The organism is Pseudomonas sp. R1-7 (assembly GCF_051132105.1).
Lineage (GTDB): Bacteria > Pseudomonadota > Gammaproteobacteria > Pseudomonadales > Pseudomonadaceae > Aquipseudomonas.
In genome coordinates this window covers 3,158,338-3,171,394 of record NZ_CP071661.1, presented here as the reverse complement: position 1 = coordinate 3,171,394, position 13,057 = coordinate 3,158,338, and the positions used below count along the sequence as shown (strand labels likewise).

Genomic DNA, 13,057 nt, shown 5'->3' with positions numbered 1-13,057 from the left:
GAGAGGATTGCAACGATGTTCAATGACTTGAGTCGCCTCGGTAAATACCTCGGTCAGGCCGCCCGCCTGATGGTCGGCATGCCCGACTACGACAACTACGTCGAGCACATGCAAACCAAACACCCGGACAAGCCGCTGATGGACTACGAGGCGTTCTTCCGAGAGCGCCAGGAGGCCCGTTACGGCGGCAAGGGTGGGCCGAAGTGTTGTTGAACTGAGGTCAATTCCTGTGGGAGCGAATTCGCTCCCACAGTTGTTTTTGGGGTGGTTTCAGGATTTGCATGAGCCACAATTGTCTGGCTTGATCCTTTGATCAGTCCGCCAGCAACACCGCTGCGTCGAAGCCTACCCGCAAGTTGCCCCAGTGACGGCCGCCGAAGAAGAACGGCACGTCGATCTCGGTCATGATTTCCCCGGTGTCGCGCAGGTAGGTCTGGAGCAGGAAGCGCTGGACGTTGCCAGCAGCGCGCAGGCCGATCGGGTCGTTGAAGATCCGCTTGTTGCGGCACACCGGCAGGTCGACCGCGCGGTCGCCGGTGGGTTGCTTGGAGACCCAGCTGTTGTTGACCGGGCAATAACCCTTCGTATCGACAATGAACGAGACCTTGCCGCCCGGCGTGCTGCGGGTGAGCTTGTCGCATTCCTCCTGGCAGACCCGGGCAAAACGTTCGGTATAGCTGGTCATGTACTGCTTGGGATCGGTGCCGGGAATCAACTGGTAATTCTGGTCGAACAAGTTGACGCCTTCGTCCTGCAAAGCCTGCAGATGAACCTGCAGCGTGTCGCGGCATTCGCTGGCGCGGGTGATGGCGGCGTCCAGCTTGCCGTGGCCGAGCACGAAGCGGCCCAACAGTGTCTGGACCTTCTCAGCCACGCCGGACAGGTCGCGGGTGGCGGTCGCCGATTGCTGCATGCGCTGGTCGATCGACTGACTGTCGGCGTGGATCTGGGTGACGCGTTCATTGATGCCGGTGTTGGTGTCGGCGAACTGCTGGATATGGTCGGCGATGTCGGCGAGCTTGCCGTTGGTGGATTCGAAGTCGACGATCATGCTTTCGAAATGGCCGGATGCGCGCTCCACCACTTTCTGGGTTTCCCGGGCGCTGTGGCTGATCTGGGTGGTCTGTTCGTGGGTCGAACTGACCTCCTGGAGCATGGCGTCGATGTTGCGCGAGATGTCGTCGGTGGCCCGGCTGACGTTCTGCGCCAGGGTGCGCACTTCATCGGCCACCACCGCAAAGCCACGGCCACTTTCCCCGGCACGCGCTGCTTCGATGGCGGCGTTGAGGGCCAGCAGGTTGGTCTGGGCGGAAATCTGCTGGATCAGGCCGACGATCGACTTGATGCTCGAAGAACGCTGGTTCAGGGCATCCACCAGCCCGGCGAACTCGCCGAGGCTGCTCGAGATTTCGCTGATGTTACCGGTCACTTCCAGCAGTTCGGCGTAGGAGTCACGGGCCATGCTCAGGTTCTGCGCGGTGGTGCCGGAAATGCCCTGGGTCTGGCGCGACACCTCTTCGATACGGCCAACGGCAGTATTGCTTTGCTCCATCACTTCCTTGGCGAAGCGCGCCTGGTGGGTCGCGCTGTCGCTGGAATCGCTGATGTTCTTCAGCGAGCGGGCCGATTCGACGGCGATGTGCACCGTCAATGCCTGAACGTTGCTGATGATCTCGCGCTGCTTGGCCAGGAAACGGTTGCAGGTCGCGGCCAGCGTGCGGATCTCGTCGTGGGTGACCAGCGGCAGGTCCTTGGACAAGTCGCCTTCGCCGTTGGCGATCTCTTCCAGGGCCTTGGTCATGACGGTGACGGGACGCACGATCAGGTGGCGGAAGTACCAGACCATGAAACTGACCATGCCCAGCGTCAGCAGCGCGCCGAAGAACAGGGCATGGGTGAGGCTGTCGAGGCGCGCTTCGATCTGTCCCAGCAGCGCGGCGTCAAGCTGGGCAGTGCGCAACTGCAGGACGATGTCGGCGCGGGCGCTGAGGGCAACCCAATAAAGCAAGGCGCTGACCGCAACCAACAGGAAAAGGCTTGAAAGCTTTTTTGTGAGGGTATCGAAAAATTGCATCTCGATAGACTCGTACAAGGCCTTTAACGTCTGCATCACAGCTCCAGGGAAAAAAAAGATTCGATGGCATACATTCGACCGATAACGGCAAAGCTTTAGGCAGTTTGGGCGATTTGATATCACCCTGAAACGCCAGTGCGGGCTGGCCCGGTCTTTTCGCTGCGAAAGGGATGTCAATACCTGCTGTTACGAATTAGACGAAAGTCGTACTAGCGCCTTGCCCGGCGACTGCTACGGTTTCAAGTGCAAAACAATAACAACAAACAAGAGGGCGGCTTCATGTCCACTGAAAAGCAACAGGCTGCGCGTGCCTACTGGACGGAAAACCTACGCTGGATGCTGGTCTTACTGGCCATCTGGTTCCTGGTGTCGTTCGGGTTCGGCATCTTGCTGGTCGACTCACTCAACACCATCAGTTTCTTCGGCGCGCCCCTGGGGTTCTGGTTTGCCCAGCAAGGGTCCATCTACGTCTTTGTGCTCGAGATCTTCTTCTATGTCTGGAAGATGAATCAGCTCGATCGCAAATATGACGTCCACGAAGACTGAGGCCGACGAGCATGGATACCCAAACCCTGATCTACCTGTTCGTCGGCGCCTCGTTTGCCCTGTACATTGGCATTGCCATATGGACGCGGGCCGGTTCCACCAGCGAATACTATATTGCCAGTAAAGGCGTACACCCCGTACTCAACGGCATGGCCACCGGTGCCGACTGGATGTCGGCGGCGTCGTTCATTTCCATGGCCGGAATCATCGCTTTCGCCGGGTACGACGGCTCGGTCTACCTGATGGGCTGGACCGGCGGCTACGTGCTCCTGGCGATGTGCCTGGCGCCGTACCTGCGCAAGTTCGGCAAGTTCACCGTGCCCGAGTTCGTCGGGGCGCGTTATTACTCGCAGACGGCGCGGGTGGTGGCGGTGATTTGCGTGATTTTCATCTCCTTTACCTATGTGGCGGGGCAGATGCGCGGTGTCGGGATCGTCTTTTCCCGTTACCTGGAAGTGGACATCAATACCGGCGTCATGATCGGCATGGCCATCGTGTTCTTCTATTCTGTGCTGGGCGGCATGAAGGGCATCACCTACACCCAGGTAGCGCAGTATTGCGTGATGATTTTCGCCTACATGGTGCCGGCGATCTTCATCTCGATGATGATCACGGGCAATCCGATCCCGCAGTTGGGCTTTATCAGCGAAGCTGCAGGCTCGGGGCAGAGCGTGATCGAGCGACTCAACGGACTGGGCGCCGAGCTGGGCTTTACCGCTTATACCAATGGCACCAAATCGACCATGGATGTGTTTTTCATCACCATGGCGCTGATGGTCGGCACTGCGGGCTTGCCCCACGTGATCGTGCGGTTCTTCACCACACCCACTGTGCGGGATGCACGCAAGTCAGCCGGCTACGCATTGCTGTTCATCGCGATTCTCTATACCACCGCACCGGCTGTGGCGGCCTTTGCCCGGACCAACCTGCTGACCTCCATTCCCAACGTCAGTTATTCAACCGCGCCGGCCTGGTTCAAGGCCTGGGAAAATTCCGGGCTCATTGCCTGGGCGGACAAGAACAACGACGGCATCATCCAGTACAGCCCGGGCGCAGCGCTGGTGGGCGCGCCGAGCTTTACCGGCGAGCGCGGGGCGCATGAGCAGCGGTTGCTCAAGAACCAGCTCTCGCCGGTGCCCAACGAGCTTTATGTCGACAACGACATCATGGTGTTGGCCAACCCCGAGATCGCCGGCCTGCCAGGATGGGTAATCGCCTTGATCGCCGCGGGTGGCTTGGCGGCCGCGCTTTCCACGGCTGCGGGGCTATTGCTGGTGATCTCTACGTCGATCTCCCATGACCTGCTCAAAAGCAACATCATGCCAAGGATCAACGAGAAGCAGGAGTTGCTCGCGGCACGGATCGCGGCCGGCGTGGCGGTGCTGATTGCCGGCTTGTTCGGCATCTATCCACCCGCGTTCGTCGCCCAGGTGGTGGCGTTCGCCTTCGGGCTGGCGGCGTCGTCCTTCTTCCCGGTCATCGTCATGGGGATCTTCTCCAAGCGCATGAACCGCGAAGGCGCGATTGCCGGGATGATCGTCGGGCTGACCTTCACGTTCACCTACATCGTCTACTTCAAATTCGTCAACCCGACGATGAACACGGCGGAACACTGGTGGCTCGGTGTGTCTCCCGAAGGGATCGGTACATTGGGCATGGTCTTCAACTTCCTGGCAGCCTTGGTCGTGTCGCGCTTCACCGCGCCGCCGCCGGAGCACATCCAGCACCTGGTCGAGGACATCCGCGTACCGAGGGGGGCCGGCGCCGCCATCGATCACTGATCTTCAGACGGGAAGGGCAATCCTCAAGGGCGCCGGACTCATCATCCGGCGCCCTTGATCGCATTCAGAGTCAAGAGTGGAAATGTCAGAAAGATTTACTGGGAATCATTCTCAAAGTATATTCGCTCTCATTTCCAACCCTCTGTGAGTGCGCGTCTTGAATCGTTCCACCCCTTTCGCCTACCGCAATGCCCTCGTCAAATGTGTTTTACCCGCGCTGTCCTGCTGCTTCATGGCAAGCCCCGTGAAGGCACAGGACACTCTCGAACTGCCCACTACGGACGTGCAAGGCAGTCGGATCATTCAGGACGAAGGCTACACGGCGACGCAAGCCAGCACGGCGAGCAAGAGCGATGTACCGATCAAGGAAGAAGCGCAATCGATCAACGTGGTGACCCAGCAGACCCTGGCGGACTATCAGGTGCGCTCGCTGGCGGACGCGATGAAATTCGTCAGCGGCGTCAGCCAGGGCAACACCCTGGGTGGCTCGCGGGACTCGCTGGTCAAGCGCGGTTTCGGCACCAACGACGACGGCTCGATCCTGCGCGACGGCGTACGCTCGAACCTGGGCCATAACTTCAGCGCCACCACCGACCGGGTCGAAGTGCTCAAGGGCCCGGCCTCGATGCTGTACGGCGCGCTGGAGCCCGGCGGGTTGGTCAACGTCATCAGCAAGAAACCCGAATACACCCAGAGCACCACGTTGAGCGGCTCCGCCTACAGCGAGGGCGGCGGCACCATGGCCCTGGACACCACTGGGCCTTTGGGCGACACCGGCCTGGCCTATCGCCTGATCGCCGAACGCGGCCACGAGGATTACTGGCGCAACTATGGGATCAACGAGAGCACACTGGTGGCGCCGTCGCTGGCCTGGACCGGCGAGCGGGCTTCGTTGAATTTGAGCTATGAGTACAACGAATATTCCAATCCGTTTGACCGGGGCACCGTGTTCAAAAACGGGCATCCGGCCGATATCGACTATGACAAGCGCCTGGATGAGCCTTGGGCCAAGAGCGTAGGGATTCGCGAGACGGCCACCGCTCGGTTCGAATATGAGCTGAGCGATGCGTGGAAGACGCGGGTGACGTATGGCTGGAACAATGACCGGTACAGTCTTTCGATTGCGCAGCCCAACTCGCTGGTGGGCAACAACCTGCGTCGAGCCGCCAATGGCGCCCATTACGATGATGAAACCCGTTACGCCAGTTGGGATTTCATCGGCAGGCAGGAGCTGTTCGGCCAACGCCATGACGTGTTGGTCGGCGTCGATAACCAGGTGTCGGACCAATACCGTGGCAAGACTTACCGTGGGCCTGTAAGAGGGGGCTTCGATATCACTGCGCCGGTGTACGGCGGCCTGGGAGAACCCAGCGTCATCAGCCCGACCCAAAGCAACCTGAGCAACCAGTTGACGTCCAGTTCGGTGTACCTGAAAGACAACTGGCACCTGGATGACCGCTGGATCCTGGTCCTTGGTGGCCGCTACCAGCATTACGATCAGTTCGCCAAGCAAGGGTTGGTCACCAGCGTGCCTGTTCGCGACGACAACGGCGATGCCTTCGTCCCGTTCCTGGGCCTGGTCTACAAAGCCACCGAAGAATTGTCGCTGTACGGCAACTACAGTCGTTCGTTCAAACCCAACGATACCGTTGATGACAACCTCAGCACCTTCAAGCCGGAAGAGGGCCGCAGCTACGAAATCGGCGCCAAATACGATCCGCTGCCAGGCTTGAACATCAATCTCGCGCTGTTCGATATCGAGAAGAAAAATGTCGTGACGTCTTCGACGGTCAACGGCGTCACGCTGGCAGAAGCCGCGGGCAAGGTTGGCTCCCAAGGCCTGGAGCTGGACATTACCGGTCGCCTCGCCGAACGTTGGGACCTGATCGGCACCTACGCCTACACCCACACCGAAATTCTCGACGACCCGCGAAACGAAGGCCACCGCCTGCCCGACGCTCCCAAACACACCGCCAGCCTGTACCTGACGCACCACTTGAACGTCCCGGCCGAATTCGGTGCCTGGCACGCCGGGGCCGGTGCGCGTTATGTCGGTGAGCGCGCCGCCAACGCCGCCAACGATTTCTGGCTCAGCAGCTACACCGTCGCCGACGCGTTCCTGCGCTGGGAATCGCCGATGTTCGGGCAAAAGACCTCGCTGCAGTTGAACGTGGACAACCTTTTCGACAAGCAGTACTACCCGTCCTCCACCGGCAGCCAGTTGCAAGTCAACGTGGGCGAGCCGCGTACCGCCAGGTTGAGTGCCAGCGTGACGTTCTAATCACGGTGCTCCAATAAAAATGCCCGGGCAGCAAAGTCCGGGCATTTTTTTCGGCTGCACTTTCGTCCTACCGTGCCGTTCTTCCTGTGAAGTCTGCGCGCGTGAGCTATGGTTGAACCAAGCGAAGCGTTTCAGCGGTGAGTATTAATTTCCCCTTTTCGGGGCGTTCGGCCTCGACTTTCCGCCTGCCTGCACCGATTCGACCCGTTTGTGGGGCTGGCGCCCGAAACTGGGGTAAACGTTTCAGCCTGCAAACCTGTCTGCGTCGCAAAATCGAAAAGAAATTTCGCTTTTTCAGCGTTTCGAGCCGGTTTTTCCAGCAATGTCCCGATCCGCCGTAATTAGGCACAGCCCTTGCTACGACTCCACGACAACCCAGCAGACAGGAATTTCGATACGTAGACACAAAAGGGAGGCGCACGTCATCCAGACGCAAAGGCCTGATCAGAGACCCATGCCTGACGAGGTACTCGAAGAACCAGGGCTCATAAACAAGGCAAGGCCGCATTGGTGGAATGACGACGTAATAAGAAATGCCGTGTACGACACGGCTGGGAGTAGGCTATGCCCCACGCTTTTTTCAATGAAATGTACGACGCGAAGGGTGACTGCCGCCCGCATTACCAAGCCTTCTCGCGCTGGTTGGCGGACACGCCGCTGGAGCTGCTGGAACAACGCCGCCGTGAAGCCGACCTGCTGTTTCACCGGGCGGGCATTACCTTCACGCTTTATGGGGACGAGCAGGGCACCGAGCGTTTGATCCCATTCGATATCATCCCCCGCAGCATCAAGGCCAGCGAATGGCAAATGGTCGAGCGTGGCTGCATCCAGCGGGTCCGGGCCCTGAACATGTTCCTGGCCGACATTTACCACGGCCAGCGCATTCTCAAGGAAGGCATCATCCCGGCCGAGCAAGTGCTCGCCAACGAGGGCTATCAGATTGCGATGCAGGGCCTGGACCTGCACCGGGGCATCTACGCCCACATTGCGGGCGTAGACCTGGTTCGTGATGGCGATGGCAGCTACTACGTGCTGGAAGACAACCTGCGCACGCCCAGTGGCGTGAGCTACATGCTCGAAGACCGCAAGATGATGATGCGGCTCTTCCCTGAACTCTTCGCCGCCCAGCGCGTGGCGCCCATCGATCATTATCCTAACCTGTTGCTCGACACCCTCAAGAGCTCGAGCCCGTTGGACAACCCGACTGCCGTGGTCCTGACTCCCGGACGGTTCAACAGCGCCTATTTCGAACATGCCTTCCTGGCTCGTGAAATGGGCGTGGAACTGGTGGAGGGCGCGGATCTGTTCGTGCGTGACGACCACGTCTATATGCGCACCACCGCCGGACCGAAGCAGGTCGATGTGATCTATCGCCGCCTGGACGATGCCTACCTCGATCCACTGTCCTTCAATCCAGATTCCATGCTCGGCGTTCCGGGGCTGATCTCGGTTTACCGTGCAGGCAATGTAGTGTTGGCAAACGCCGTCGGCACGGGCGTGGCGGATGACAAGTCGATCTACCCTTACGTCGACGACATGATTCGTTTCTACCTGACCGAGGAGCCGATCCTGAAGAACGTGCCGACCTGGCAGTGCCGCAAGCCCCAGGATCTGTCCCACGTGCTGGCGAACCTGCCGGACCTGGTGGTCAAGGAAACACAGGGCTCCGGCGGCTACGGCATGCTGGTCGGGCCGGCGGCCACCGCAGCGGAGATCGAAGATTTCCGCGCCCGCCTCAAGGCACGTCCGGAGGCCTATATCGCCCAGCCGACCTTGAGTCTTTCCACCTGTCCGACCTTTGTCGAAAGCGGTATCGCCCCTCGTCACATCGACTTGCGACCTTTCGTGTTGTCCGGCAAGGAAACCCGCCTGGTGCCCGGTGGACTGACCCGCGTGGCGCTGCGCGAAGGCTCGCTGGTGGTGAACTCGTCCCAGGGCGGCGGCACCAAAGACACTTGGGTAGTGGAGGACTAAGACATGCTTTCAAGAACCGCTTCGGACCTCTATTGGATGTCCCGCTACCTGGAGCGCGCCGAAAACCTGGCGCGCATGCTCGAAGTCAGCTATTCGCTGTCGCTGATGCCCCAGGCCGGACGCGGCGACGGCCAGGCCGAGCTGGCGATGTCGCTGCTGGCGGCCGGTACGCTGGACGATTACAACGCCCGTTATGACGCGCTCAACACCGAGCGCATGCTGCATTTTTTCGCCTTGGATGAAACCAATCCGGGCAGCATCTACAGCTGCCTTCGGGCGGCGCGGACCAATGCCCATGCGGTGCGCGGACGCATCACCGCGGACATGTGGGAGAACATCAACGCCACCTGGCTGGAAATGCGCAACATCGCCAGCAACGGCCTGGGGCGCTACGGCATCAGCCATTTCTGCGAGTGGGTGAAGGAGCGCTCCCACCTGTTCCGTGGCGCGACGTCGGGCACGATCATGCGCAACGATGCCTACTGTTTCATTCGCCTGGGGACGTTCATCGAGCGGGCCGACAACACCTTGCGGTTGCTGGACGCGCGCTACGAAATGTTCGGCGAGGAATCGGAGGAGGTCAGCGACAACTCGGCGCGCGGCTATTATCAATGGAGCGCATTGCTGCGTGCGTTGTCTTCGTTCGAGGCCTTCAACGAGATCTACCGCAACGCACCCAACGCCGAGCAGGTGTCGGAAATGTTGCTGCTGCGGGCCGACGTACCGCGCTCGCTGCACGCCTGCATTGAAGAACTGGACCTTATCCTCGCCAGCCTGCCGGGCAACAACGGCCGACCTGCCCAGCGCCTGGCTGCGGAATTGAATGCGCGGCTGCGGTATTCCGGGATTGACGAGATCCTTGCCTCGGGCCTGCACCAGTGGCTGACCGAGCTGATTGGCCAGATCCGGCATCTGGGCCAGACCGTCCACGAGTCCTATCTGGAGGTGGTATGAAACTGTCCATACGCCACGACACGACCTATAGCTATGCCGACGAGGTCTGCACCAGTATCCAGTTCCTGCGCCTGACGCCCAAGGACACCCCGCGCCAGCGCATCCTGCAATGGCACCTGGAATTACCGCGCCTGGTGCGCAGCCAGCTCGACCCGTACGGCAACATTCTGCACGTCATGACCATGGATGAGCCCCACGGCGCGCTGATATTGACGGCATATGGCGAGGTGCAGATCAACCAGACGGTCGAAATGGAGCCCGATGACCAGTCACCGCTGCCGTTTCTGCGCACCAGTCGCCTTACCCTGGCCGACGACGGCCTCAGCGCGTTCGCCGCGGCGCAATGCGGAACGCGACGTGATCGTGCTGCCTTGACCGATTTGATGAACGGCCTCGCCGATCGAATGCCCTACAGCCCCGGAACCACGGCCGTCAGCAGCACGGCGGCAGAAGCGTTCGCCGGTGGGGCCGGTGTCTGCCAAGACCACGCCCATGCGTTCGTGGCCTGCGCCCGCAGCCTCGGCGTGCCGACGCGTTATGTGTCCGGCTATCTGTGTACCGAGGACGAGAACCATCTGGCAAGCCACGCCTGGGCCGAGGCTTGGCTGGATGACGGCTGGTACAGCTTCGACGTGACCAACCGCCTGACCCGTCCCGACCGTCACTTGAAACTGGCGGTTGGCCTGGACTATCTAGACGCCTGCCCGGTACGCGGCATGCGCCGGGGAGGCGGGGCGGAGCAGATGCAGGCGAGAGTTCAGGTGAGTTCGATGGTGCAGGTGCAGCATCAATAGCTAAAATTCGTCGAAGCCTTGAAGGTCTTCATCGCGAGCAAGCTCGCTCCGACAGTGGACCATGTAGGAGCGAGCTTGCACGACGAGGACGTCACGTTCGACTGTCCATCTTGAATATTGCCATCGCCCCATTCCTGAAATAGCGCTCCTTCATTGAGTGACTACCTGATCTGCGGCAACGTAGGTGAATGTTGCGCTTTCGGTGGCACTGTTCGCCGGCGTGACACGAATGATCGGCACGATAATTTTCGGGTTGGTGGAGTTGTAGAAGTCACGTTGGTTGTATTGAGCATCGGCCAACCCTGCGTTGGCGCCTCCCGCAATAAAGAAGAACGCCATGAGGGGAAAAGTGTTCGGCCGCCCTGATACCCATGTCTTGAGGACCACTTCGTTGTGCCCATTGAATCCGGTCGCACCTATCAAACCTTTGGCCAATAATGACTGGTAGAACGCAGGCCCGGCGAGATGATTTCGGTCATCACTTATATCAAAACCGCATTGGCGCAAATTAGGATTACCTCCGGGTCTGTTCCAGACGGCCGACCACTGCTGGGCGGTGGTTACGCCAGCGTCCTGGCACAATTTGCTTTCAACGGGATAATCGTTGTGAGGGCCGCATACCTCGGTCAGGCTCCGGTGCCAGCTCCACGCATCCATTGGATAAGAGCACAGGTAATCCAGATCAATCTTGTCTTGAGGTGCCTCGAAAATCGGGTACAGGATGTAGCCATTACCAGCCCCCCATGCCAATCGGCCGAAATTGCTGTCTTTGCGTAAGTATGAAAACGATACCCCGCCACTTTTGACTGAGATCGGGCTTGGGTCCCAGACTTTGTAGGCCGGGTCTTTTACCGTCACTCTGATTGTCACCCCTGAACAAAGAAACGAGGGTTGGGAGTTGGAGTTGTTGCAATTGGGAAACGTGCGCGCATAAAGCGTGGTGAGGAAAGTGGCGACCCCCGGGCCGTCAAGAACATGGACGCCGTTGATGTCGATTGCTTCAGGCGGCCGTGTCGCGACCTGCCCGCAGCCGACCATTAGTCCAATGACCAGCACAGTCATGAATTTACGCACGGTCCACCTCAAGTCCAGAGACATCAGCGTTTGCCAGGTGAAATGATCGCGTCAGGCAGTCAGTCTTAGAAACCACGAAAAAATAATCGGCGTGTTGGTGCCGGTTTCTCTGAGCGTCCAGTTGACCATGATGAGGCGCCCCCGGTTTTCGGCTATCCAGGATGGGGGGATGGCCAGGTCGGTTTGACTGGTACCGGGTGTGATACGAATTTCTTCGCCGTAGTGGGTCGTCACGCCGAACAGGGCCGCTCGTGCGGTATGGGGCATGCCCAGCGTCGGATGATATGCCCTGAGGTTGGTCTTACTGTCGTTCAACGTTGGTTCCCGTAGCAGGTGCATTTGTGCGGTGACCGTAATGTCCAGGTTTTTCGAAGGGATATCCGTCGTCGTGCCGGGCAGCCTGACGGTATAGCTGATCTCTGCACCGGTACCGATGCAGTCGACCACTTCGTTGCGGGGCACTTGGAAGTTCAGGGTCTGCCCGGCAAACGATACGGTCTGGATCTCGCTGCCGTAGGTCGCGTTACGCCCTCGCCAACTCACCTTTACCGTCTGCCCGGGAGCCGACCCGATGTATTTCACTTCGACAGTGGCGAATTGCACATCGTAAAAGTCCCTTTCGAAGTTCAGGCGCTCGCCGTTGAGCTCCTTGGCCTCCAATACCCTCGGTTTTGTGAGGTCGAGTGCCGGTTGCCGAATATGCACATCGATGTAAGTGGTTCTCGACCAGATCGCTTGCGGGCCGCTGGTGTTGCCCAACTGGTCCGTGATCCTGAAGCGCAAGGCGAACCTGGGGTTGTCTTGCCAGAAGTCGGCGGTCCGCAGGATGATGTCGACTTTGCCGGCCGCCGCCTCGTTGGCACTGACAGGGTAAGACATTTCCTGGCTGTCGCGATCCAATGTGATGACGTCTCTATCCCTCATGTAGGGGTAGCTGAGGGTAACGATCACTCCTTGGGCGGCCATAGCCGCGTTCACGCCATTGGCGATGACATCGGGTGGCAGGTTCAGGGACAAGTTAGGGTTGTCGCCGGGCGTAGAGACCTCTCCGCCCGGCTGTGGACGGTGGAACAGGACGGTCAAAGGCAGTGATGTTTCAGGCTCCGTATTGCCTGCACGGAGTACGCTCAAGCGGATATGGTTGATACCATTGCTCAGCAGGGCACCCGGCAGTTGCAGCGTGAAGTCCCGATTTTCTTCCCCCACCTGAAGGGTCTTGTTCAGGACTGGGGTGTCGGAATTGCCCAGCAATAGACGGGCGTCATCATAAGGGGCCTGCCCGAGCCAGGGCTGGACCAGCAATGGTAGCGTCCCATTTGGCAGCAAACGAAGCGGAACGCCTCCGTGTGGGCTCTCTGGGTGCACAACTGACACCATCCCCGTGATGATGACGCGGTCAATGTCCAAGATATCGTTGTCTTCGTTCCGGCTAGTCATTTCGCCTGCTCCTATTTGCCAAGCATGATCAGGTTTATCGTCTTGGCGGGTTGTCCTATCAAATCTCCTGCAAATAGCTTTGGCTACTGTCAACTCTGACAGGGGCCAGGAACGCCAGGGCAAAAAGTTTCATCAGCAAATG

10 protein-coding genes are annotated in these 13,057 nt (G+C 59.5%); 7 read left to right on the top strand and 3 right to left on the bottom strand.

The window, feature by feature from the left end:
- The first annotated feature begins 15 nt into the window (after positions 1-15).
- Positions 16-213, top strand: a complete 198-nt coding sequence (locus J3P79_RS14240) for a YbdD/YjiX family protein (protein ID WP_003201656.1) — start codon at positions 16-18, stop codon at positions 211-213.
- A gap of 100 nt (positions 214-313) precedes the next feature.
- Here J3P79_RS14240 and J3P79_RS14235 read toward each other — a convergent pair whose 3' ends face one another.
- Positions 314-2,110, bottom strand: coding sequence for a methyl-accepting chemotaxis protein (locus J3P79_RS14235; RefSeq protein ID WP_434603430.1), 1,797 nt, complete (start codon positions 2,108-2,110; stop codon positions 314-316).
- A 243-nt stretch (positions 2,111-2,353) separates the two neighbouring features.
- Here J3P79_RS14235 and J3P79_RS14230 point away from each other — a divergent pair, with 243 nt between their 5' ends.
- The 6 genes from J3P79_RS14230 (at position 2,354) to J3P79_RS14205 (ending at position 10,404) form a co-directional block, all read left to right on the top strand.
- Positions 2,354-2,620, top strand: coding sequence for a DUF4212 domain-containing protein (locus tag J3P79_RS14230; RefSeq protein WP_434603428.1), 267 nt, complete (start codon positions 2,354-2,356; stop codon positions 2,618-2,620).
- 11 nt (positions 2,621-2,631) lie between these two features.
- Positions 2,632-4,401 (top strand): sodium:solute symporter family protein, encoded by a 1,770-nt coding sequence (locus J3P79_RS14225; RefSeq protein WP_434603426.1) that lies wholly within the window; start codon positions 2,632-2,634, stop codon positions 4,399-4,401.
- A gap of 232 nt (positions 4,402-4,633) precedes the next feature.
- Positions 4,634-6,682, top strand: coding sequence for a TonB-dependent siderophore receptor (locus J3P79_RS14220; RefSeq protein ID WP_434603424.1), 2,049 nt, complete (start codon positions 4,634-4,636; stop codon positions 6,680-6,682).
- A 564-nt stretch (positions 6,683-7,246) separates the two neighbouring features.
- Positions 7,247-8,656, top strand: coding sequence for a circularly permuted type 2 ATP-grasp protein (locus tag J3P79_RS14215; protein ID WP_434603422.1), 1,410 nt, complete (start codon positions 7,247-7,249; stop codon positions 8,654-8,656).
- 3 nt (positions 8,657-8,659) lie between these two features.
- Entirely contained in the window at positions 8,660-9,610 is a 951-nt protein-coding gene (locus tag J3P79_RS14210) for an alpha-E domain-containing protein (RefSeq protein WP_434603420.1), read from the top strand.
- Positions 9,607-10,404 carry a transglutaminase family protein gene (locus J3P79_RS14205; RefSeq protein WP_434603418.1) on the top strand — a complete coding sequence of 266 codons (798 nt, stop codon included), beginning with the start codon at positions 9,607-9,609 and terminating at the stop codon, positions 10,402-10,404. Before J3P79_RS14210 ends, J3P79_RS14205 begins: the two co-directional genes overlap by 4 nt.
- Positions 10,405-10,554: 150 nt before the next feature.
- Here the strand turns inward: J3P79_RS14205 and J3P79_RS14200 are convergent, their stop codons facing one another.
- Positions 10,555-11,478: a halovibrin HvnC gene (locus tag J3P79_RS14200; RefSeq protein WP_434603416.1), complete on the bottom strand. Its 924-nt coding sequence runs from the start codon at positions 11,476-11,478 to the stop codon at positions 10,555-10,557.
- Positions 11,479-11,529: 51 nt separating this feature from the next.
- Positions 11,530-12,915, bottom strand: a complete 1,386-nt coding sequence (locus J3P79_RS14195; RefSeq protein ID WP_434603415.1) for a hypothetical protein — start codon at positions 12,913-12,915, stop codon at positions 11,530-11,532.
- Positions 12,916-13,057: the final 142 nt, after the last annotated feature.